Consider the following 21,706-nt stretch of genomic DNA (forward strand, 5'->3'; position numbering starts at 1 on the left):
GCCGTCGTCGGCCTCGTTCGTTGGGCTCAATTCATGTCACCCAACCGCAAGACGCAAATCAGCATGGGTAGTCGACTAAGGCAGGCTGCCAGCCGCGCGTTTAAGGGGATCGGCCGCCGCGGCAAGAAGTCTTGTCTTCGCAATCAGCTACCATTCCATAATGGCATCTGGGGACATCAAGGTCAATTCGCGACAGGCGGCAGACTGTGCCGCGACAGAGATGCCGCTACGACCGGTCGCTTGATCGTCGACGCGGTGCGCTACGCCATCGAGGTGCAGGCCGCCATGCTCGAACGCAATGCAGGTGTTACGATCGAGCGCCCTATTGAGTTTCGCATCGGAATCCACACAGGAGACGTCGTTGAGGAGAGCGACGGCGACCTCATGGTGACGGCGTCAACATCGCGGCGCGCCTAGAAGGCGTCGTTACCGCGGTTCGAACGCTACCTGCAAGCACAGACCGTTCCTAACAAGGCCGCCGCCAAGCTGATATGCGACTACTTCCGGGTCGATGGAGCTGAACTGTACCGGGATCCCGGTGTCCCCGAGCCCAGGGGGCGTGGCCTGCCGCCAATTTCCGAGAGCCTGTTCCCTCAGATGCTCCCAGTCCATCGATCGCGGGAGGCACCTATTTCGTCTATTTTTTCGATTCCGCACCGCCCCGACCCGTTGATGCGATCGGTGACCTTCGTGCGGCGCGAAGCCGAAACTGGTCACCTTCAGAGGGGTCACCGGACGGTCGGAACGGCGGGGATCGGCATGGGCACAGGCGCGCGGCAACCACCATGGGGAGGCGAACTTGCGTCTGAACTGGATCTATTTCAGCGGCATCAACCGCCGCCAGACTGGCGAGCCGTCGCTGATCTCCGTGCAATAGGCCCCCATCTCCGAACCGACGCTGACGGGCAAGGCCATGCTTCTGACCGAGGCTTGGCCGGCATTCGTGTCCGTCATCATGCGGCGCGACATATCCAACATCCGCCCGAGGCACGCCATCAGCATGGAAAATGTCGTCAGGCTCGGCCATTCGAGCGTCGACCAGCTGGTGGTCAGCCTCACCCGGGACGGGCTAAGCCCTCCCGGCCACGCTGTTTACGCTAAATAAGAATAAAAATGCACCAAAAGAGCGCATGCCAACGATTGTCAAACTCTGCATCTGAACAAAATCGATATTTTACACTTAACCGCCAGGAAAGATAAGTCGCAAGACCGCCTTTTGCGCGCTGCTTTACTATAATTTTAACAAATCATTAACTCTTTCGACCTTACCTTTCTTGTCGTGGATCCCCGTTTTTAGGGTCTTTCAACGGGTCCCATGAGGGTCAAGAAGGGATGAAAATGGCCAAGAAAGCGACCCCCGCTCCGAAGCTGACGATTGCCGCCGGCACGCAGACTGTCTTCTTTTCGCAGGCCGGGGATATCGGCCAGAACATGATGCCTGCGGCGACCAATCATGGCCCGTCGGCATGCCCCACCGCCGCGCTCGGTCATTCGGCGATCAACCGCTTGCTTGGTCTCGTTCGCCTCGCCGATGCGCCGATCTATGACCATATCGACACCGCAGACTGCCCACCTCCGGTGGGTCGGTCAATTAATTAGTCGGCTAAATATGTCAGTGACGCGTTCCCTGAGTTCCACCAGATGACAGGAGAAGCACGTGCCAAACCAATCCTTACGTCAGTCGGAGATCGATAGTCTTCAATACATCTCGTCGATGACCAATGAGCTTGTGCAGATGGCTGAAGCAAACCGCTTTCCCATGATCTCCTATCTGCTGGGCATGGCCTATGCCGAAGCCTTCGACGTCCTTCGCGGCGCACGGCCGGCCAGGCATCCGCAGCTCAGCGGCAACCCGCTGCACCCGAAGGCGCAGCCAAAGGACAATCGCGCTCACGCAAGGAGAGCGTAGCCGCATGCAAGCGCCAGCCGCGTGCGCGGCGGCAGGTTCGACCCTCCGGCCAAACCGTTGGGAGACACTGTGCGCGTTGCAAAGCCTGCTGCCGCTGCTGAAAAGAGCCGCCGCAGATCTCGGCAGCGCCGACATGGTCTACTGGTTCGAACAGGCCGATACCGAGGTCGCCAACATCATCAAGGGCAGGCCGTCCGATGCGGCCGCCATTGCGGCCTTGATTGCATTTGCAGGCCGGCCTCATCTGAAAATCAACAGACCTTAGTTGCGCAGGCTGAACACGAACGGTGCCGTGCGGCTTTGGCGCGCGCCAAGTTCCGGCGGCGGTGCCGGCACGGTAGCGCCTTGCAGCACGGCGAGCGCAGCACGGTCCAGATCGGCATCCCCGGAGGAACGGGTGAGCCTAGCAGACAGGACCCGGCCGGACGAGTCGACCGTGAAGGCGACATACGGCTTGCCTTCCACGCCTCGGGCCTTGGCTGAACTGGGATAGCGCGTCTGCCGCTTGATCCAGGCCCCCAGGCGGGAGTCCCATTTGCTGGAATCGCCGGACCGCGATGCCGATTCCGCCGACTTCGGCGCGGCCGTCCTGGCCGCCGGCCTCGCATCGGCACCGGCGATGCTTGCCGTGTTCGGCGGCGCCGCCTTCTCCTTCTTAGGCCGCGGCTTTGGCTTCTCGACAGGCTTTTTCGCCTTGGCCTCGACCGGTTTCTTGTCCTTGGGAGCCTCGACCGGCTTGGGCTGCGGCAATGGAATAGCCACGTCGGGTGCGACGGCCTCGACAATATCGGGGACGACCTCATCCGGCGGCGGCTGGTCGACCTGTTCAGCCATATCGGTCCGGGTGGGTTCGGTCTCGTCGGGCGGGACGACGTGCGGCTGTTCGACAACCGGCTGCGCCTTCTCGGACGCGGGCGTCGGCTCGATCTGATCGGGTGTCACCGCGTCCAGCGCGGCCATCTGTTCCTCGACCGCCGGCATCACCACCATCGGCGCCACCTCGATCACCTGGGCCGGTGGCGGGCCGCCATCGGCTTCGTCGACCATGCTGAAGTTCTGCACGGCATAGGCGACCGCGACATGCGCTCCAAGCACCAGCGCGGCCGCACCCGCCCACAAGCCAAGGTCGCGGCGGCTGAAGCGCGACAACTCGACCAACGGCAAGGCGGCCGCTTGCGTCATGGCACTGCTGCTCTCGTGGTGGCGGGCGCCGGGGCATCGGCCGCGGGACCCGTTTCCAGGCCGACCAGCGCGATCTTCAGATAGCCCGCCCGGCGCAGCAGGTTCATCGCCTCCATCAGGTCGCCATAGGCCACCGCCTTGTCGGCACGCAGGAAGATGCGCGTCTGCTTGTCGCCCTTCGTCCGGCTGTCCAGCCTGGCGGCGAGAGCCGGACGTGGCACGCTGTCGTTGCCGATCGCCAGCGTCAGATCGTCCTTCAGCGTCAGGAACAACGGTGTTTCCGGCCGCGGCGCGGGCGTTGCGGTCGAGCCCGGAAGATCGACATTGACATCCACTGTCGCCAGCGGCGCGGCGACCATGAAGATGATCAACAGCACCAGGATGACATCGATGAACGGGGTGACGTTGATCTCGTGGCTTTCCTCGAAATCGTCGTCCATGGTCTGTCGGGTACTGCTTGCCATGGTCTTGCTCCGCTAGTCCGCCACCATCATTCCGCGGCCATCGCCGTTGCCGGCGCGACACTGCGGAAGTCGAGGTCACGGCTGACCAGCCGTTCGACACCCGCCGAGGCGTCGGCGAGGATCTGCCGGTAGCCGGCTATCGAGCGCGCAAAGACGTTGTAGATGACGACAGCCGGTATGGCAGCGACAAGACCCATCGCCGTGGCCAGCAGCGCTTCGGCGATGCCAGGCGCGACCACGGCGAGATTGGTGGTCCGCGCCTGCGAGATGCCGATAAAGGCGTTCATGATGCCCCAGACGGTACCGAACAACCCGACGAAAGGCGCGGTCGAGCCGATCGTCGCCAGCAGGCCGGTGCCGCGCGACATGCGCCGTGACGCCGCCGCCTCGATGCGCGACAGGCGCGAGGTGACCCGTTCCTTCAGCCCGTCTCCCGAGACATGATCGAGCGCTCCGGCCGAGAGTGCGACCTCCTCTTCCGCCGCCCGAACCAGAAGCGCGCCGGGGCCGCTGCTGCGGTCGAGCGCACGGCTGGCCTGCTTCAAGGTGGCGGCATCGCTGATCGCCCGGACAGCATGACGGATGCGCAGCTTGCCGGCGAAAATCTCCAGCGATTTGGCCAGCCATATCGTCCAGGTAACGAGGGAGGCGAAGGCCAGGCCGGTCATCACCGCCTTGACGATGATATCGGCCGCCATGAACATGCCCCATGGCGACAGATCGTGCGGCAAAGTCAGTTCCATCGCTGTCGAAGGCCCTCCAGTTCGAGCGAAACCGGACCGAGCAGCGTGCGCTCGCCGACGGCAAAGTACACCGCGTCGATGTGGAATGCCGTCTGGGCATCAACTCCAACCACGGTCATGGCTCTTCTCCAGTTCGGCCGCATTTCAGATTCTCGTTTCGGCGGGCCGATGCTCGGTTGATTATGAAACATGACCTTGCTAGTCAACATTGAAGATGAGTGCAACGATCAACAATTGGTCGCGACGGTTGAGCCGGTGTCTGCAGGTGGCTGCATGACGCGCGGCATTCGGTGTCGTCGCGTTGTTGCAAAGTGCTATGGTGCCCGTCCAAAAACCGGGAGCCAAAGATGATCAAGGCTACGCCCTTCGACTTCCCTTATAACGGCAGGCTGGTCGCCGAAAACAGCGCGCTCCTCGTCATCGACCTGCAGCAGGATTTCCTGTCGACGACGGGCTATTTCGCCAGGCAGGGATATGACCCCTCGCCACTGAGGGCGATCCTGCCGAACGTGGGCCGGCTGATCGCCGCCGCCCGCAAGGCCGGTGTCAGGATCATCCACACGAGGCAGGGTTATCGTGCTGACATGGCCGACATGGCGCCTTATGAGAAATGGCGCCGCAAGCGCGCCGGTCTCGAAGGCACCGAGATCCTGCTTCGTTCAGGCCCGGGGTTTCAGATCGTTCCGGAGATCGATGTCGCGCCGCAGGACATCATCGTCGACAAGACCTGCAACAGCGCCTTCACCTATACGGATTTCGAGCTTGTGCTGCGCGCGCAAGGCATCACGCATCTGATGTTTACCGGCTGCACGACGGATGTCTGCGTCCACACCACGCTGCGCGAGGCCTGCGACCGCAACTTTCAGTGCCTGACGATTTCCGACGCCTGTGCCAGCGGCGATCAAAAGGCCCATGAGGCAGCGCTTCATATGGTGACGGTCGAGGACGGCGTCTTCGGCGCGCTGGCGGAGTCTGCCGCCGTCATCGAAGGCCTGTCGCGGCTGAGTGGCGCGACAGGTTGATTCCAAGGGCGCCTGCTCAGCCCGCTGCACGCACCACTTGCGGGACGTGCGGCGCATATGCCCCGGGCTGCGGCATCTCCGCCTCACGACGCGCCACCGAATTGCGCAGCAGGGCGATCGTCTCACAGCCGGCCGTTGCGATCTCGCGCGGCGTGTCGACGCCGACAATCATGAATTCATCGATCCCGAGAGCTGCATAGGCCAGCAGCGACAGGGCCGCCTGGGCCGGCGGCCCGGCAACATCGACCGCCTTGTGGCCGGCGGCGGAAGCGCCCCGGTGAATCCTGACCGGAAGCGCAAAGCGAAGCTTGCCGGCTCGGCCATGTTCGGCTGCGGCGCCGCGCACGCGCTCCATCAGCTGCCGGACCTCATCGATCGAGCCTGGCGCCAGTTCGAAGACATCGGCATGCCGACCGGCCACCTTGAGCGCCGTTCCGGACTGCCCGCCCATGCGGATGACGAGATCGGCGCCGTGCGGACCCTTGCGCGGCACATAACCGCCTTTGATGCTGTAGAACGCGCCTTCATGGTCGAACGGCCGGTCGTTCGACCACAGCCGCTTCAACAGCACCAGATATTCGTCAATGCGCTGCCAGATGACCGTGTGCCCGACCGGCCGCGTTTCGGCATCGTCGTCGTTCAGCGGTTCGCTGATCATCCTGAGCGCCAGCCGTCCGCCGCTCTTCCTGTCGATCGACGCCAGCTGGCGCGCCGCCACCGTCGGTTCGACCACGCCCGCCCAGTGGGTGAGCACGACTTCCAGCGACGACGTCCGGTCCAGCACCTGGGCGGCTAGATCCATATTGGTCAGCAGCCCGGCCGAATCGTCGACGACGATCCTCCTGAAGCCGCCATCCTCGATCAGCCCGAGCTTGGTCGCGGTCTCGGCAAAGTCGTAGAAAAAGGGAACTACTGCGTCGGCGGTCTTGCTGGGAACATGCGTGAACTCGATCGGCATTGCCATCTCCTCCATCTCTGGAATCACTGATGCTGTGAAATTCGAATCCCAGCCGCGCGAAAGCGCACCGAGGATCCGGTTCATTCAACTCCGATTGCCTGAAAGCGTTGGCGGCTAGTCCCGGTCGATCTGACGACTCAGGGAATGAGGCCCAGAACAACTGCCCCGGTGAACACGAACGCAAGGGCAAAGACGATATAGGCGAAAGCACCGGCATAGGCCGGACGAAAGGCCTGGGCGTTGACTAGCCGCTGGCTGCTGCGATCCGTCTGGGCGTTCTGGATATAGGACATATATCGACCTCCGTCTCGCCGGTTAATCTATAAAACTTGTAGACTTTGTCGATTGCTATTTTTCGACCATGGGCAGAATAATTTTCTGATATCTGATCAGGAATTGGTACCGAATTGCTGGGATGGCGTGCTTTTTGCCACAGCTCGACCCATCACGCCGTGCATTGCTCTTGCCCTGAATGAACCTATGGCCTTGTCCTCGCTGCACCCAAATCATGCATTGGCCGCCCGGAGCGCGCACGATAGCATCGCACGATCGGCGAACATGAAATCGTCAGACAGGGGAGCAGGAAAATGGGTGCAAGACTGGCCGGCAAGGTCGCCATCATTTCGGGCGGCGCGACGGGGATGGGCGGAGCGGCTTCGGAGCTGTTCGCCGCGGAAGGTGCCAAGGTGGCGATCATCGACCGCAACGGGGAGGCGGCGGCCGCAACCGCGGCGGCGATCCGCGCGCGGGGACACATAGCCGAACACTGGGTCGCCGACGTGTCCGATGAAGCCCAGGTCGAGGCGGCGGTGAAGGGCGCGACCGAAAAACTCGGCCCGATCACCGTCCTGTTCAACCATGCCGGCACCATCGTCATAAAGCCGCTCCTGGAGACGACGGTGCAGGAATGGGACTGGCTGCATGCCGTCAACGTGCGCTCGATGTTCCTGATGACGCGCGCCGTGCTGCCCGGCATGATATCGGCCGGTGGCGGCTCGATCGTCTGCACCTCGTCGATCTCGGCAGTGGCGGCAACACCGATGGAGGTGCTCTACGACACCACCAAGGGCGCCTGCCACATGTTCGCGCGCGCCATCGCCGTCGAGTTCCGCGACCGCAACATCCGCTGCAACGCGGTCTGCCCCGGCTTCATCCGCACGCCGCACGGCCTGCGCGAGGTTGCCGATCTCGGTCGGCTCGGCATCGATGTCTCAGACGCCGCACTGGCCGCGCAGCAGGGCCGTATCGGCGAGCCGGAAGAGGTGGCCAGGGCCGCGCTTTACCTGGCCAGCGACGAATCCAGCTTCGTCAACGGCACGCATCTGTTCGTCGACAACGGCTTTACCGCCATGTGACCAGCTGGACGCTGACAGCCCTTGGCTGTCAGCGCTCCTCGCGACGAAACGGCTTGAGCAGGGCAGACGGCGCCACCGCGTTGCGCGACATGACAGCCATGGCGACTATGGTGAAGATGAAGGGCAGCATCAGGAACGCCTCGTAGGGGATATGCCCCAGCCCGCTCGCCTGCATGCGCAGTTGCAAGGCATCGACAAAGGCGAACAGCAGCGCAGCCCCTGCCGAACGCCACGGATCCCAGCGGCCGAACACGACCAGCGCGATCGCCACCCAGCCGCGCCCCGACACCACGCCGAAGGTGAAGGCGTTGAACTGCGCCATCGACAGGAAGGCGCCGGCCAGCCCCATAAGCGCACCGCCGAGGACGACCGCCTGGAAACGCGTTGCGATGACGCTGACACCGGCCGAATCGGCGGCGCGCGGATTTTCACCGACCATGCGCACCGACAGACCCCAGGGCGTGCGGTAGAGGACGAAGGCGGCCAGCGGAATGGCAAGGATCGCCATGTAGACCAGCGCAAACTGATTGAACACCGCCAGTCCGAGCACCGGAATGCCGGAGAGAGCCGGGATCGGCAGCGTCTCGAACCCCTTGATGCTTGGCGGCACCGATTGCTGGCCGAAGATCAGCCGGTAGAGGAAATAGGCGAGGCCCGAGGAGAACAGCGTGACACCAATGCCGCAGACATGCTGGCTGAGGCCCAGCGCCACCGTGAACAGCGCATGCAGCGCGCCCATCAGCATGCCGGTCAGCACGGCGACGAGCACGCCGAGCCACAGGCTGCCGCTGAGGCTGGTGGCGGTGAAGCCCGTCATCGCCGACAACAGCATGATGCCTTCGATGCCGAGATTGAGCACGCCGGCACGCTCGGAGAACATTTCGCCGAGCGTCGCAAACGCCAGCGGCGTAGCGATGCGGATGATCGCGGCCAGGAAGCCGACCTGAAATATCTGTTCGAACACCGCGCTCATCGGGCCGCTCCGACGCGGCGGATGCGGTAGGCGGTGAACAGCAGCGCCACCAGCATGGCAAGCAATGCGGTGCCCTGGATGACATCGCTGAGGAAGGCCGGCACGCCGGTCGCACGCGACATCGCCTCGGCGCCGGTCATCACGGCGGCCAGGAAGATCGCCGCCGGCACCACGCCCAACGGATTGAGCCGCGCCAGCATGGCAACGACGATGCCGGAATAGCCGTAGCCCGGCGAGATGTCGCTCATCACCTGGAAATGCACGCCGCCGACCTCGCCGACACCGGCCAACCCGGCCAGCGCCCCGGACAGCAGCGCGGTCGAGATCAGCACCCGCTCGACATGGATGCCGCCATAGCGTGCGGCCTCGGGATTCTCGCCGGTGACCCTGATCCTGAAGCCGAGCGTCGTGCGCACGATCAGGAACCAGATCAAAGGCGCCGCCAGCAGCGCCACGACAACGCCGAGATGCAGCCGCGTGCCTTCGAGCAGCACCGGAAAGTTGGCCGAATCCTCGATCGGCGGCGAGATCGGATAGCCGCTGAAACTGTCTTTCCACGGCCCTTCGATCAGCGCCATCAGCGCATAGTAGATGACCGAGTTGAGCAACAGCGAGCTGACCACGTCATCGACCTTGAATTTGACCCGCAGTGTCGCCGGCACCAAGGCAACCGCCGCGCCGGCGGCGGCACCGGCCGCCGCCATCAACAGCATGGCGAGCGGCCCCGGCATCGGGATCGCGCCGACAAAGCAGCTCGCGACCGCGCCGGCCAGCAATTGTCCCTCGGCGCCAATGTTCCAGAATTTTGCCCGGAAGGCGACGGCCACCGCCAGCCCGGTGAAGATCATCGGCGCGGCACGCACCATCGTTTCGGTGATGGCGTAGCTGTCGCCCAGCGAGGCGGTGAACATCACCCCATAGGCATCGATGACGCCGGCGCCGGCCAACGCGATCAGCCCACTGCACAGGACAAGCGTGGCTGCGATCGCCAGCAGCGGCAGCGCCAGGTTGAACCAGGCGGGCGTCGAGGTGCGGACTTCCAGGCGAAACATCAGCTGTGCCCCTCCGCGCCGGTCATCATCAGCCCAAGCCGGGCCACCGTCGCATCGGCGCTGTCGAGCGTGCCGGCGATTCGGCCCTCATACATCACTGCGATGCGGTCGCAGAGCACCAGCAGTTCCTCGAGATCCTCGCCGATGACGACAATGCCGCAGCCCTTGGCGCGCATGTCGAGAAACTTTTCGTGGATGAAGCGGGCGGCTCCGATGTCGAGGCCGCGCGTCGGCTGCGAGACGATCAGCACCTTCGGATCGAAGGCCAACTCGCGAGCCAGCAGCGCCTTCTGCAGATTGCCGCCCGACAGCGTCCCGGCGCGGGTCATCGGCCCGGGGCAGCGAATGTCATAGGCCTTGATCTGCGCCTCGGCGAAGGCGCGGATCGCATCCGGCTTGAGCAGGCCCCTGCTGCTGAACGCCGCCGTGCCGATGCGCGGCAGCACCATCGAATCGGCGAGCGGCAGGTTGGTGACCAGCCCGGTCGTCATGCGGTCTTCCGGGATGCGGCCGAGACCGAGCGCCTGCACCTCGCGCGGCGAATACCGCGACACCTTTTGGCCGGCGATGGTCATCTGGCCGGCGTCGGGCACGCGCACGCCGGAGATCACTTCCGCCAGGGCGCGCTGACCATTGCCCGAGACACCGGCAATACCGAGGATCTCGCCAGCGCGGACCGAAAGCGACACGTCGCGCAACGCCGTGCCCGAATGCCGCGATGTCGAAATGCCGTCGAGCGTCAGCACCGCTCCACCGGGGGTCGATGGCCCCCTCGCCGGCGGCACGATCTCGTGGCCGCACATCAGCTGCGCCATTGCGGCAGATGTCGTGTTGGCGGGGTCATCGACACGGCCGGCGACGCGGCCATGCCGCAGCACCGTGCAGCGATGGGTCAGCGCCCGCACTTCATTGAGCTTGTGCGAAATGAAGATGATGCCGAGACCCTGTGCCGCCATCGAGCGCAGCGCCGAAAACAGCCCGTCGACCTCCGTTGGCGCCAGCACCGCTGTCGGCTCGTCGAGGATCAACAGCCTGGCACCGCGAAACAGCGCCTTGACGATTTCGAGCCGCTGCTGCTCGCCGACCGACAGCGCCGACACCGGAAGGTCGGGATCAAGCGTCAACCCATGTTGGCGGCCGATCTCCGCCAGCCGCGCCATCCCGCCGGCGCGGTCGATCCGCCCTGATCGGCCTGATATGCCGATGAGCAGGTTTTCCAGCACAGTCAGCCTCGGCGCCAGGTGGAAATGCTGATGCACCATGCCGATGCCGGCGGCCAGCGCATCGGCCGAACTGGCGATCCGCACCGGCTGGCCCTGGATGAGGATCTCACCTGCATCGGGCGCATAGGCGCCGAACAGCACGTTCATCAGCGTCGTCTTGCCGGCGCCATTCTCGCCCAGAAGACCGAGAATCTCGCCCGGCGCGACGCTGAGATCAACGGCCTCGTTCGCCTTGACGGCGCCGAAGCTCTTGGTGATGCCGCGCATTTCGATGAGTGGGGCGGGCAAGATGGCTCCCGGTGAGATGGCGTTGGCGCAGCTCTTCACCCTCCCCCTTGTGGGGGTGAGAAACGGTCCGCGTAGCGGACGAAAAGCCAATTTCTTGGCTTTTCGAGTTTCGAACGCCCTGAGCCTGCGAAGGGCTGGGCTGATAATTGGCAAGCCCCGCCGGGTCCCCGCTGCTTCGCAGCGTCCGGCGTTCGCTAGCCTTCATCGTGCCACTGGCACGATGAATTCGCCTGCGGCGAACCGGCTGCTCACCCCCACAAGGGGGAGGGTGAGAAAAATCAATCCGAAACCGGCGTGTTCTCGTCGACGTCGACGCGGAAATTGCCTTCGAGGATTTCGGCCTTCTTCTTCTCGACCAGTTCCTTAACGTCCGCCGGCAGCGTCTTGTCGAACTTGTGGTAGGGCGCGAGTTGCGAACCGCCCTTGGCCATGCGCGAGAAATCGCCATAGTCCTGCGCGGTGAAGACGCCGGCCTTGACGAGTTTGATCGCCTGCTGGACGGTCGGATACATGTCCCAGACCGGGCCGGTGATGACCGTGTCGGGGCCGAGGCTCGACTGGTCGGACATGTTGGAGATGGCGAGGATCTTCTTGTCCACCGCCGCTTCGATGACGCCGAAACGCTCGGCATAGATCACGTCGACACCGGCGTCGATTTGCGCGACCGCCGCTTCCTTGGCCTTCGGCGGATCGAAGAAGGAACCGATGAAGGCGACCTTCTTCTTGATGTTGGGATTGACCTCCTTGGCGCCGGCGAAGAAGGCGTTGACCAGCCGGTTCACTTCCGGAATGCCCATAGCCGCGACAGCACCGATCGTGCCCGACTTCGACATCTTGCCGGCGATCATGCCGGACAGATAGGCCGGTTCGTGGATCCAGTTGTCGAAGACGCCGAAATTCGGTTCCGCCGGTCCGGCGCCGGAGCCGAACAGGAAGGCGGTCTTCGGGAATTGTTTGGCGGTGCGGCGCGATTCACGCTCGGCTGCGAAGGCGTCGCCCAGCACCAGCTGATAGCCGCCTTGCGCATATTCGCGCATGACGCGGCTGAAATCGGCTGTCTGCACCTTCTCCGACCATTTGTACTCGATACCGAGTTCCTTCTCGGCCTTCTGCAAGGCGACATGGATCTGGTTGTCCCATGGCTCCTCGATCGGCGTGGCGAAGATCGCCGCCACCTTCAGCTTCTTGTCCTTGCCGAAGGCGGCGCCCGGCAACATGGCCGCAGCCAGGCCAAGCGCGCCCAATTCCAGCACATTGCGTCGCGAAAGCCCTTCGCGTTTTATCTGGATTCTATTCTTCCGGTTTTCCATTGCATTCCCCTCTGTTCGACAGCCGTGTCGAGCCGGCCGTTCGTGAAAATGTCAGACAGGGAACTATGGAACGGGTCCGCACTTTTGTCCACATGGTCAAATTTGCGCGCCCGAATCAGCCTCGATCTTAGCCGGCCAAGAAGAGGCCGCCGCTCAGGCCCGTTCGAGCGCGATCGCGATGCCCTGGCCGACGCCGATGCACATCGTCGCCAGCGCATAGCGGCCGCCGCGTTCGCGAAGCTCCAGCGCCGCCGTGCCGGATATGCGGGCGCCCGACATGCCGAGCGGATGGCCGAGCGCGATGGCGCCGCCATTCGGATTGACGTGCTGTGCATCCTCGGCAATGCCGAGTTGGCGCAGCACGGCGATGCCTTGCGAGGCAAAGGCCTCGTTGAGCTCGATAACGTCGAATTGCTGCGGCGTCAGGCCAAGCCGCGCGCACAGTTTTTGCGTCGCCGACGCCGGGCCGATGCCCATGATGCGCGGCGCCACACCGGCGGCGGCGCCACCAAGGATACGGGCAATCGGCGTCAGGCCATATTTCTTGACGGCTGCTTCCGAGGCAACGATCAACGCCGCCGCCCCGTCATTGACGCCGGAGGCATTGCCGGCCGTCACCGTGCCGCCTTGCCGGAACGGCGTCGGCAATTTGGCCAGCGCATCGACCGTCGTGCCAGCACGGGGATGCTCGTCCTTCGAGACGACCACCGCATCGCCCTTGCGCTGCGGGATGGTCACCGGGGCGATTTCCTTCGCCAGCCGGCCATTGGCCTGTGCGGCGACAGCCTTGTCCTGGCTGCGCACGGCAAAGGCGTCCTGGGCCGCGCGGGAGATGGCAAACTCTTCTGCCACATTCTCGCCGGTTTCAGGCATCGAATCGACACCATACTGCTTCCTCATCACCGGGTTGACGAAGCGCCAGCCGATGGTGGTGTCATAAATCTCGGCGTTGCGTGAAAACGCCGTGTCGGCCTTGGGCATGACAAAGGGCGCGCGGCTCATCGATTCGACGCCCCCTGCGATCATCAGTTCGGCCTCGCCGGCCTTGATGGCCCGCGCGGCAATGGTCAGCGCATCCATGCCGGAGCCGCACAGCCGGTTGACGGTCGAGCCCGGGATCTCCTTCGGCAGACCGGCCAGCAGCAACGCCATGCGCGACACGTTGCGGTTGTCCTCGCCGGCCTGGTTGGCGCAGCCATAGACGACGTCGTCGACGGCCTGCCAGTCGATGCCGGGATTGCGCTCGACCAGCGTTCTCAGGGGTATGGCGCCAAGGTCGTCGGCGCGCACCGAGGACAAGGAGCCGCCGAAGCGGCCGATCGGCGTGCGGATGTAGTCGCAGATATAGGCCTCGGCCATGTCATGCAGCCTTTGCTGTTCCGCTTCCCTCATGCGCCGCCTTGGTGCGGGCCTGCAGGTCGCGCAATGTCGTCAGTTCGAGTTCGCTTGGCGCCGGTGTTTCGTCAAGCGCCTCCGCAAACTTTACCATCCAGCCACAGGTGTCCTGCACCTGCTGGCGTGTGACACCCGGATGCAGCGACACGACCGTGAATTCCTTGGTCATCGGGTCCGGCTTCCAGATGGCGAGATCGGTGATCAGCAAGGTCGGGCCCGCGGTGTCGATGCCAAGCCGCTTTCGATGATCGCCGCCCTCGCCATGGCCGAAGGAGGTGAAGAAGTCGATCTTCTCGACCATGCCGCGCCTGGTCTGCGCCATGGTGATGTAGATCTCCTTCGACGACGTCGCGATCTCCGGCGCGCCGCCGCCGCCGGGCAGCCGGGTCTTCGGGTGGAAATAGTCGCCGATGACCGTGGTGTTGATGTTGCCGAACTTGTCGAGCTGGGCAGCACCCAAAAAGCCTATCGAGATGCGGCCGCCCTGCAGCCAGTAGCGGAACATCTCCGGCACCGCGACAGTGGTGACCGCGGTTTCGCACAATTCGCCATCGCCGATCGACAGCGGCAGCACGTCTGGCGCGGTGCCGATCGTGCCGCTCTCGTAGATCAAGGTGATGTCGGGCGCATGCGTCAGCCGCGCCACATTGCAGGCGGCGGACGGCGCGCCGATGCCGACGAAGCAGACATCGTCATTCCGCAGCGCGCGGCTGGCCGCGATCGTCATCATCTCGTTGGGGGTGAAGTCCGGATTGTCGCTCATGCCGCTTTCCTCAGATGCTCGACACGGGCCGCGAAATCGTCGGCGCTCTTCTCGATGACGTTCGCCTGCATCCACTCCTGGAATTTGTCCCGGTCGGCGGCGATCTCGTCCCATTCCAGATAGGCCGCATTGTCGCGCGCGTAGTAGCCATGCGCGTAGGACGGGTGCGAGCCGCCGGGCACGACGGAGATCGCCGCGATCGTCCAGCGCGGCAGCACCGTCAGATTGGGGTGCAGATCGTCGAAAGTGTCGACCACTTCCTCGACCGTCACCACCGCTCGGCTAGCCGCCAGCACCGCTTCCTTCTGGATGCCGACGATGCCTTCGACCAGCACATTGCCTTTCCGGTCGGCCTTCTGCGCATGGATGAAGGTGACATCGGGCCGGATCGAAGGAACGGCTGCCAGCACCTCGCCGGTGAACGGACAGGTCACCAACTTGATGTTCGGATTGACCGTTGCCAGCCCGGCACCGCGATAGCCGCGAAACACCGCGCAGGGCAGGCCGGCAGCACCCGCCTCATAGGCGTTGGCCATGCCGGCATGGCTGTGTTCCTCGATCTCGATCGATCTGGGAAAACCGTTCTCGATGGCGTCGCGGGCGCGCCGCAGCAGGCCGACGCCGGGATTACCCACATAGGAGAAGATGATTTTCTTCGCCATGCCCATGCCGATCATCTGGTCGTAGATCAGGTCCGGTGTCATGCGGATCAGGGTCAGGTCGCGAAGCCCCTGGCGGATCGCCTCATGCGCCGCCGCCGTCGGGATCAGATGGGTGAAGCCCTCGAAGGCGACGGAGTCGCCATTGTTCAGGTTCTCGGCCACAGCCTGTTTGAGCGGCAGGAACTTGACCATCGCATCGGGCTCCCGGGTTCAATAAAGTTCGTATTGCGAACATATGTTTTATATGCGATACTTTCTACGTTGAGTGAGAGGTTGAGTCAATCCTGGCAAGGATATCGTTCTGGGAGGTGAGATGGACGAAGAGGCCGCTTCCCGTGATCATGTCGGCTCGCTCGAGCGCGGCCTTGCCGTTATGGAGATCCTGGCCCGGCATCCCTCTGGCATGACGCTGACGGAAATGGCCGAGGAAGCGGGCCTGACCCGCGCCGGCGCCCGCCGCTTTCTATTGACGCTTGTCGCCACAGGCTACGCCACCCAGGCCGGCCGCGTCTTTTCGCTGTCGCCGCGCCTGCTGACCATCGCCCGCACCTGGCTCGGCGGCGCCTCGCTATGGAGCTTCGCCGCCCCGACCATGCGGGCAGTGGCGGCTGAGTTGAACGAGGCCTGCTCTGCGGCGATCCTGTCGGGCCAGGATGTCGTCTACGTCGCCCGCATTCCCGGCCGCCGCATCCTCAGCGTCTCGCTCGACGTCGGCACTAGGCTGCCCGCCTATTGCACCTCAATGGGGCGCATCCTGCTTGCCGGCCTGACGCCCCAGGAATTGGACGCATTTCTCGGCCAGTCGACGATCGAGAAACGGACGCCGAAGACGATCACCGACATGCGGCTGCTGGCCTATGCCATCGGCAAGGCCAAGGCGGAAGGCTTTGCCGTTGTCGACGAAGAGCTGGAGCTCGGCCTGCGCTCGATCGCCGTGCCGATCCGCGACCGCTCGGAGCGCACGGTCGCGGCCATCAACGTCTCGACCCAGTCCGCGCGTTTCACCGTCGCGGAGATGGAACGGGAAATCCTGCCGGCGCTGCTCGAGGCCAAGCAGCGCATCGAGGATTTTTTCGTCGTCTAGAGAAATCTTTGCGAGCTTAGGAATAAGCCCACATCGTCGGCGCCGCCCCTCATTGCCCTGCCGGGCATTTCTCCCCGTATAGAGACGGGGAGAAAGTAGCTGGCCGCAACGCCGGCGCCTTTCTGCGACGCTGGCGATTGGCGAAGCCATAAATGAAAGCGCCCCTCTCCCCGTCACTATACGGGGAGAGGATGCCGGCAGGCAGGTGAGGGCCGACGCGAACTTCGATGCGTAGCTGCGGCGTACTCACCCTCAATGCTTGATGCGGTCGCGCATCGCATACCACAGCATGCCGAGCACATAGAGCGGTCCGCGCAACGCCGTGCCGCCGGGGAACGGCATGGGCGTGAGCGTCGAGAACAGGTCGAGCCGCGAAGCGTCGCCGGTGATCGCCTCGGCCAAAAGCTTGCCCGACAGCGTCGACAGGATGACGCCTTTGCCGGAATAGCCATGCGCGAAATAGACCTCGCCATAGTGCCCGACATGCGGCAACCGCGACGTCGTCACCGACACCAGCCCGCCCCAGGCGTGATCGATGCGGCAGCCCTGAAGTTGCGGAAAGGTCTTTTCCATGTGCGGCCGCACGAATCCGGCAATGTCGGCCGGCGGCGACGGCGTGTAGCGCTCGCCGCCGCCGAACAGCAGACGCCCATCGGCCGACATGCGGTAGTAGTTGACGACGAAGCGGGTGTCGGACACCGCGACATTGGCCGGGATGACGTTGCGTTTGCCCTCCAGCGGCTCGGTGGCGACAATGTAGTTGCCGACCGGCATGATGCGGCTGTTGACGCGCGGCTCCAGCCCATTGAGCAGCGCATCGCCCGCCAGCACGACGTGTTTTGCACGGACCGACCCCTTGGCCGTAGAGACGCGGATCGATGGCTCGCGCTCCAGCCGCACGGCGACCGAATTCTCATGAATGGTGACACCGGCCGCGACCGCCGCGCGGGCAAGGCCGAGCGTGTAGTTCAGCGGATGCATGTGACCGCCAAGCGGCTCGTACATCGCACCGTGGTAGGGCGTGTCGACCTTGCCGCGGGCTTCCGCCGCCGACAGGATCTCGGCATGCGGGAACTTCATCACCGTGGCAAGGCACTCCGCCTCTTCCTCGAGGTCTTTGAGGTCGGAGCTGTTGACCGCCCCGACAAGATGGCCGGTCAGCCTGAGGTCGCAATCGATGGCGTGGCGCTCGATGATGCCGAGCACCAGCCCGCGCGCCTCGAAGGCGAGGTCGAACAGCACCTTTGCCCGCTCGGTCCCGTAGAGCTTGACCAGTCCCTTGGCACCCTTGCGCAGGCCGGGGATCATCTGGCCGCCATTGCGGCCGGAAGCGCCCCAGCCGATCTTGCCGCCTTCGAGCAGCACCACCTTCAGGCCGCGCTCGGCAGCGTGAAGGGCCGCCGACAGGCCGGTGCAGCCGCCGCCGACGACAACCAGGTCGGCGTCGACATCGCCCTGCAGGGCGGGATGGTCCGGCGACGGATTTGCCGTCGCGACATAGTAGGATTTGCCGATATCCAAACCGGAATTGAAGCCCATCATTACACCTTCAGCAGCAGGTGGTCGCGTTCCCAGCTCGTCACCACGCCCTGGAACAGGTCGAGCTCGACGCTCTTGACGCGCAGATAGGTCTGGAAGAAGTCCTCGCCGAGCAGTTCCCGCACTGGGTCGCAAGCGGTGAAACGATCCAGCGCCTCCTCCATGGTTTTCGGCAGCGTGCTTTTGATCTTGTAGGCATTGCCCGACGCCTCGGCCGACCGCGCCAGCTTCTGCTCGACGCCGAGATAGCCCGCGAGGAGCGAACCGGCGATCGCCAGATAGGGATTGGAATCCGCACCCGGCAACCGGTTCTCCACCCGCCGCGCGGCGCGGCCACCGGCCGGCACCCGCAGGCCACAGGAGCGGTTGTCGTGCGACCATTCGATGTTGGCCGGCGCGCTGTGGTTCGGTCGGATGCGACGGAACGAGTTCACGTTGGGCGCAAACAGCGGCATGATCTCCGGGACATATTTCTGCAGGCCGCCGATGAAATGGCCGAACATTTCGGTGTCGGCATCGTCGCTGCCGGCAAACAGCGTGTTGCCGGCCTCGTCGATGACCGACATGTGCAGATGCATCGAGCTCCCCGCCTGTGCCGCGATCGGCTTGGCCATGAAGGTGGCATGCATGCCGCTCTGTTGGGCGGCCTGGCGCGTCAACCGCTTGAACAGCAGCACCTTGTCGGCCAGCGGCAGCGCGTCGCCATGCAGGAAGTTGATCTCCAGCTGCGCCGTACCCGATTCATGGATCAGCGTGTCGAGCGGCAGTCCGGATGCCGCCGCATAGTCATAGATGCGGCGGACCACCGGCTCGAACTCCTCCAGTGCCGCCATATCGTAGGGATGCTGCACGCTCTCGGCGCGGCCATTGCCGCCGACCGGTGCCGTCAGCGGCCGGTCGGGATCGGGATTGGGCGCGGTCAGGTAGAATTCGAGCTCCGGCGCCACCACCGCCCGCCAACCGCGCTGACGGTAGAGGTCGAGCACGGCTCTCAGCACATGGCGTGGCGAGGCCATCCATGGCCGGTCGTCCATGTGAAAGGCATCGGCGAAGACATAGGCCTTGCCTGCACCGGCGCCGGGCGCCAGGGTGAGCGTCGAAACATCCGGCACCATGCGCATGTCCGGGTCCGAGTAGGCAAAACCCTCGTCGATCGAACCGGTGTAGCGGCCGTCGATGCTGACCAGAAAGGCGCTACTCGGCAGGTAGAGCGCGCGGCCCTCCAGCGCCTTGAGGAACTTGGCTGCCGGCAAGGCCTTGCCGCGCAGGACCCCGTTCATGTCAGGCACCAGGCACTCGACCTCGTTGATGCCGTGCTGGGTCAGCCAGGCCCTGGGATCGTTGCCACTGGAGAGGGAAGTATTCGTGTTCATGTCAGGCATTTCGTTCATGTCCGTATCAGAGAGAGTATGGCTTGCGCGGCCACATCCGTTCCGGGTTTCAGCGCCATATGGGCTGCATTGCCCCTGAGGCGGGCGCGCATTGCGTCATCGGCCAGCAGGCCGAGAATGGCTTTCTCCAATACTCCTTCGGTCCAGGCATCACGGCCGATATGGTCGCCAACGCCGGTTTCCTCGGCGCGTCGGGCATTGTCATGCCCGTCCCAGCAATAGGGCATGATCAGCGACGGCACGCCGAAGCGCAGCGCTTCGCAAAAGCTGTTATTGCCGCCGTGATGGATGAACAGGTCGCACTTCGCAACCACCGACGGCTGCGGAAACCAGGCGTCGAGATAGACATTGTCCGGCACAGCGCGATAGGCGTCGCGCAGGCCGCCGGCATTGACGATGAAGCGGGCCGGCAGCCTGTCGAACACGGCCAGCATGCGCTCGATCAGGCCGACATCCATGGCGCCGAGACTGCCGAAGCTCACATAGACCAGCGGCCCGCCATTGCGCGGGAACACAGGCACTGCGAACGGCCCTTCCGAACGCACGCAGCCTTCCAGATAGACGAAGCGGTCCGGGTCGAGCGGCTCGGCGCGTTCGCGGCGCACGATCGTCGGCGTCAGCAAAAGGTTGAGGTCTGGCGAAGCTTCGAGAAACAGGCCCTTCGGCAGCGGCGCCAGGCCGGCATCCGTGCGGAAGCGGTTGAAGCGGTCATGCGCGGGCGCCGAGGCCTTGAGATAGCGGGCCTCGAACGCCGCGCGTTGCGGGTCGTCGGCGCCAAGCCCCGACAGATAGGGGGGCACCCGAGCGTCCGGAAGCTCGGTCTCGGCGCAGGAGACCACCCGCACCCACGGGCAGCCGGCGGCAGCGATCGCCGGGAACATGATGACATTGTCGAGCACCACCGCGTCCGGCTTCAGCCGCGCCAGCAATTGGCGCAGCGGCGCTTCGGCGTTGACCGCGGTGTCGACGATCGCCTGCCAGGTCGGCGCGACATAGGTTTCGAGCTGGTCGATCGGGCTCAGCCTGAAATGCGGCAGATGCCTGCGCACGAAGGCCTGCCAATAGCTCTGTCGATCGCTGTCGCTCAGCGGCTCGTCGGTCGGCAGCTGGTATTCCAGAAAACCATAGTCGGCAAAGACACCGGAGAAGCCGGCATGACAGATGAAAACAGGCCGGGCGCCCTTCGCCCGCAGCGCCTGCGCGATGCCGACGCAATTCAACGCCGCGCCGAAACTCGCTTCGGGAAACAGCGCGATGGTCGGGCTGGCTCTTCGCGTCAATTAATCCTCGTCATTCCGGCCGGCTGATCATGCCGAACAGGGCGGGCGCCCCGCGGCTGGCCGCTTGCGGTCGCTGGTTGCGGGAGAGCCGCAGGTGAATGCGAAGCAGATCGGCAGCCACCTCATACTGCCGGCTTTCAAGATGGTCGAGTATGTTCAGGTGCTCACGCAGCGATTGCCGCAGCCGGAAGACGTTGACGCCGGCATAGATGCCCGGCAACCGGCGCAGCCTGAGGTGATCGGCCAACGCGTCGGCCACGAACCGATTGGCGGAGCCCTCCGCCAGCATACCGTGAAAATCGATGTCCAGCCGCTGGAACTCGCGTGTGTCGAATGCGGCGTCCGGCAGCGCCGACAGCGCTTCCATGCTCTGGCGCAGGGCCGCTGCGCGTGCGCCGTCAAGCCGGAAGCCGGGGGTCAGGATGGCGGCGGGCTCCAGCAGCAAGCGGTACTCATAGCTTTCGCCCTGCGCCTCCGGGTCGTCAGGCGCGCGGCGGAAGAGCCAGGACTGGCCGGGCGCACGGTCGAGCAGATTCTCTTCCGTTAGTCTGTTAAGCGATTTTAGTACCGTCTTGCGTTCAGCATTGTACCGCCGCATCAACCCGGCGACGGTCACCGTCTGGTCCAGCCGCCGCGCCGACCGGTCGCGCAGAATCGCCTCGGCGAGTTCGTCCTCCTCGGTAGGCGGCAATTCAGCGGCAACGGCCGGCTGGCTCGTGAGGTCGACGGCAAGGTGATAGCCGGAATCCGCCTCCCAACGCACAACGCCCTGTTCCACAAGCAGGCTAAGCGCCGCCCGTACCGGCGTGCGCGACACATTGCACAGCGAGGCGATCTGCTGTTCCGGCAGGCGTGCGCCGGGTTCGAAACCGCGCTGCCGGGCCACATCCAGGATGCGCTGCGCCAGGTCGAGGTGGTTGGTGCGGGGTCGTCGGGCGGCGGCTTGCATGACAAATGCTCGTGAACGGACATGACCTATAAGCTTTGACCGATCGGCCCCACGGACGCAATCGGCCAGATTCCACGGTCGCTTGGCAAATTATGGATTGACGTACTTTTTTCTGCAATAGTACTGTCAGGACAATCGGCACAAAAAAGACCGACGGAACAGGA

At 64.3% G+C, this 21,706-nt stretch carries 23 protein-coding genes and 2 pseudogenes; 8 read left to right on the forward strand and 17 right to left on the reverse strand.

From position 1 onward, the window contains the following. Positions 1 to 237: 237 nt before the first annotated feature. The 5 genes and pseudogenes from AC1D2G_RS00990 to AC1D2G_RS01010 form a co-directional block, all read left to right on the forward strand. A pseudogene (locus AC1D2G_RS00990) lies at positions 238 to 434 on the forward strand (adenylate/guanylate cyclase domain-containing protein); the annotation flags it as partial. Then, positions 433 to 1,105: pseudogene (locus tag AC1D2G_RS00995) on the forward strand (XRE family transcriptional regulator); the annotation flags it as partial. The pseudogenes AC1D2G_RS00990 and AC1D2G_RS00995, both read left to right, overlap by 2 nt. A 233-nt stretch (positions 1,106 to 1,338) precedes the next feature. After that, positions 1,339 to 1,599 carry a nitroreductase family protein gene (locus AC1D2G_RS01000; protein ID WP_457153732.1) on the forward strand — a complete coding sequence of 87 codons (261 nt, stop codon included), beginning with the start codon at positions 1,339 to 1,341 and terminating at the stop codon, positions 1,597 to 1,599. Between the two features lie 58 nt (positions 1,600 to 1,657). Further along, complete coding sequence (locus AC1D2G_RS01005) at positions 1,658 to 1,909, forward strand: hypothetical protein (protein ID WP_457153733.1); 252 nt, start codon at positions 1,658 to 1,660, stop codon at positions 1,907 to 1,909. 4 nt (positions 1,910 to 1,913) lie between these two features. Beyond that, the gene (locus tag AC1D2G_RS01010) at positions 1,914 to 2,174 is read left to right on the forward strand and encodes a hypothetical protein (protein WP_477411579.1); all 261 of its coding nucleotides are present in this window, start codon (positions 1,914 to 1,916) and stop codon (positions 2,172 to 2,174) included. On the opposite strand, the gene AC1D2G_RS01015 is transcribed toward AC1D2G_RS01010, so the two are convergent. Genes AC1D2G_RS01015 through AC1D2G_RS01030 form a run of 4 tightly spaced genes read right to left on the reverse strand, consistent with a single transcriptional unit; the run spans position 2,171 to position 4,417 of the window. Continuing rightward, positions 2,171 to 3,091 (reverse strand): TonB family protein, encoded by a 921-nt coding sequence (locus AC1D2G_RS01015; RefSeq protein ID WP_477411580.1) that lies wholly within the window; start codon positions 3,089 to 3,091, stop codon positions 2,171 to 2,173. The two genes, AC1D2G_RS01010 and AC1D2G_RS01015, sit on opposite strands and share 4 nt — an antisense overlap. Next, complete coding sequence (gene exbD, locus AC1D2G_RS01020; RefSeq protein WP_477411581.1) at positions 3,088 to 3,555, reverse strand: TonB system transport protein ExbD; 468 nt, start codon at positions 3,553 to 3,555, stop codon at positions 3,088 to 3,090. The genes AC1D2G_RS01015 and exbD overlap by 4 nt, the downstream gene beginning before the upstream one ends. Before the next feature lie 26 nt (positions 3,556 to 3,581). Continuing rightward, on the reverse strand, positions 3,582 to 4,298 hold the full coding sequence (exbB, locus tag AC1D2G_RS01025) for a tonB-system energizer ExbB (protein ID WP_477411582.1): 717 nt from the start codon (positions 4,296 to 4,298) through the stop codon (positions 3,582 to 3,584). Continuing rightward, on the reverse strand, positions 4,289 to 4,417 hold the full coding sequence (locus AC1D2G_RS01030; protein ID WP_477411583.1) for a hypothetical protein: 129 nt from the start codon (positions 4,415 to 4,417) through the stop codon (positions 4,289 to 4,291). Before AC1D2G_RS01030 ends, exbB begins: the two co-directional genes overlap by 10 nt. 228 nt (positions 4,418 to 4,645) lie before the next feature. Between AC1D2G_RS01030 and AC1D2G_RS01035 the strand changes: the two genes are divergently transcribed. Continuing rightward, positions 4,646 to 5,320 carry a cysteine hydrolase family protein gene (locus tag AC1D2G_RS01035; protein WP_477411584.1) on the forward strand — a complete coding sequence of 225 codons (675 nt, stop codon included), beginning with the start codon at positions 4,646 to 4,648 and terminating at the stop codon, positions 5,318 to 5,320. Positions 5,321 to 5,336: 16 nt separating this feature from the next. On the opposite strand, the gene AC1D2G_RS01040 is transcribed toward AC1D2G_RS01035, so the two are convergent. Together AC1D2G_RS01040 and AC1D2G_RS01045 are read right to left on the reverse strand one after the other, a co-directional pair. Then, positions 5,337 to 6,278 carry an LLM class flavin-dependent oxidoreductase gene (locus AC1D2G_RS01040; protein ID WP_477411585.1) on the reverse strand — a complete coding sequence of 314 codons (942 nt, stop codon included), beginning with the start codon at positions 6,276 to 6,278 and terminating at the stop codon, positions 5,337 to 5,339. 137 nt (positions 6,279 to 6,415) lie between these two features. Beyond that, a complete protein-coding gene (locus AC1D2G_RS01045; RefSeq protein WP_095084108.1) occupies positions 6,416 to 6,571 on the reverse strand; it encodes a hypothetical protein in 156 nt (51 codons plus the stop codon). A 294-nt stretch (positions 6,572 to 6,865) separates the two neighbouring features. On the opposite strand from AC1D2G_RS01045, the gene AC1D2G_RS01050 reads away from it, so the two are divergent. Then, a complete protein-coding gene (locus AC1D2G_RS01050; RefSeq protein ID WP_477411586.1) occupies positions 6,866 to 7,633 on the forward strand; it encodes an SDR family NAD(P)-dependent oxidoreductase in 768 nt (255 codons plus the stop codon). A 28-nt stretch (positions 7,634 to 7,661) separates the two neighbouring features. Here AC1D2G_RS01050 and AC1D2G_RS01055 read toward each other — a convergent pair whose 3' ends face one another. The 7 genes from AC1D2G_RS01055 to AC1D2G_RS01085 form a co-directional block, all read right to left on the reverse strand. Then, complete coding sequence (locus tag AC1D2G_RS01055) at positions 7,662 to 8,606, reverse strand: ABC transporter permease (RefSeq protein ID WP_477411587.1); 945 nt, start codon at positions 8,604 to 8,606, stop codon at positions 7,662 to 7,664. Then, positions 8,603 to 9,658 carry an ABC transporter permease gene (locus AC1D2G_RS01060; protein ID WP_477411588.1) on the reverse strand — a complete coding sequence of 352 codons (1,056 nt, stop codon included), beginning with the start codon at positions 9,656 to 9,658 and terminating at the stop codon, positions 8,603 to 8,605. The genes AC1D2G_RS01055 and AC1D2G_RS01060 overlap by 4 nt, the downstream gene beginning before the upstream one ends. Further along, positions 9,658 to 11,169, reverse strand: a complete 1,512-nt coding sequence (locus AC1D2G_RS01065) for an ABC transporter ATP-binding protein (protein WP_477411589.1) — start codon at positions 11,167 to 11,169, stop codon at positions 9,658 to 9,660. Before AC1D2G_RS01065 ends, AC1D2G_RS01060 begins: the two co-directional genes overlap by 1 nt. 278 nt (positions 11,170 to 11,447) lie before the next feature. Then, a complete protein-coding gene (locus AC1D2G_RS01070) occupies positions 11,448 to 12,479 on the reverse strand; it encodes a BMP family protein (RefSeq protein ID WP_095084104.1) in 1,032 nt (343 codons plus the stop codon). A gap of 153 nt (positions 12,480 to 12,632) precedes the next feature. Then, complete coding sequence (pcaF, locus tag AC1D2G_RS01075; RefSeq protein WP_477412408.1) at positions 12,633 to 13,838, reverse strand: 3-oxoadipyl-CoA thiolase; 1,206 nt, start codon at positions 13,836 to 13,838, stop codon at positions 12,633 to 12,635. A 1-nt stretch (position 13,839) separates the two neighbouring features. Continuing rightward, positions 13,840 to 14,637, reverse strand: a complete 798-nt coding sequence (locus tag AC1D2G_RS01080) for a CoA-transferase subunit beta (protein WP_477411590.1) — start codon at positions 14,635 to 14,637, stop codon at positions 13,840 to 13,842. Next, positions 14,634 to 15,491 (reverse strand): CoA transferase subunit A, encoded by an 858-nt coding sequence (locus tag AC1D2G_RS01085; RefSeq protein WP_477411591.1) that lies wholly within the window; start codon positions 15,489 to 15,491, stop codon positions 14,634 to 14,636. Before AC1D2G_RS01085 ends, AC1D2G_RS01080 begins: the two co-directional genes overlap by 4 nt. Positions 15,492 to 15,612: 121 nt before the next feature. On the opposite strand from AC1D2G_RS01085, the gene AC1D2G_RS01090 reads away from it, so the two are divergent. Next, a complete protein-coding gene (locus AC1D2G_RS01090; RefSeq protein WP_477411592.1) occupies positions 15,613 to 16,383 on the forward strand; it encodes an IclR family transcriptional regulator domain-containing protein in 771 nt (256 codons plus the stop codon). 252 nt (positions 16,384 to 16,635) lie between these two features. On the opposite strand, the gene AC1D2G_RS01095 is transcribed toward AC1D2G_RS01090, so the two are convergent. From AC1D2G_RS01095 to AC1D2G_RS01110, 4 genes are read right to left on the reverse strand one after another with little or no spacing between them, the layout of a single operon-like run. Then, on the reverse strand, positions 16,636 to 17,925 hold the full coding sequence (locus AC1D2G_RS01095) for an NAD(P)/FAD-dependent oxidoreductase (protein ID WP_477411593.1): 1,290 nt from the start codon (positions 17,923 to 17,925) through the stop codon (positions 16,636 to 16,638). After that, the gene (locus AC1D2G_RS01100) at positions 17,925 to 19,304 is read right to left on the reverse strand and encodes a glutamine synthetase family protein (RefSeq protein WP_477412409.1); all 1,380 of its coding nucleotides are present in this window, start codon (positions 19,302 to 19,304) and stop codon (positions 17,925 to 17,927) included. Before AC1D2G_RS01100 ends, AC1D2G_RS01095 begins: the two co-directional genes overlap by 1 nt. Before the next feature lie 5 nt (positions 19,305 to 19,309). Then, positions 19,310 to 20,593: a nucleotide disphospho-sugar-binding domain-containing protein gene (locus tag AC1D2G_RS01105; RefSeq protein ID WP_477411594.1), complete on the reverse strand. Its 1,284-nt coding sequence runs from the start codon at positions 20,591 to 20,593 to the stop codon at positions 19,310 to 19,312. Positions 20,594 to 20,603: 10 nt separating this feature from the next. After that, positions 20,604 to 21,542, reverse strand: a complete 939-nt coding sequence (locus AC1D2G_RS01110) for a GntR family transcriptional regulator (RefSeq protein WP_477411595.1) — start codon at positions 21,540 to 21,542, stop codon at positions 20,604 to 20,606. Between the last annotated feature and the right edge of the window lie 164 nt (positions 21,543 to 21,706).

The organism is Mesorhizobium sp. P2_C7 (assembly GCF_056404515.1).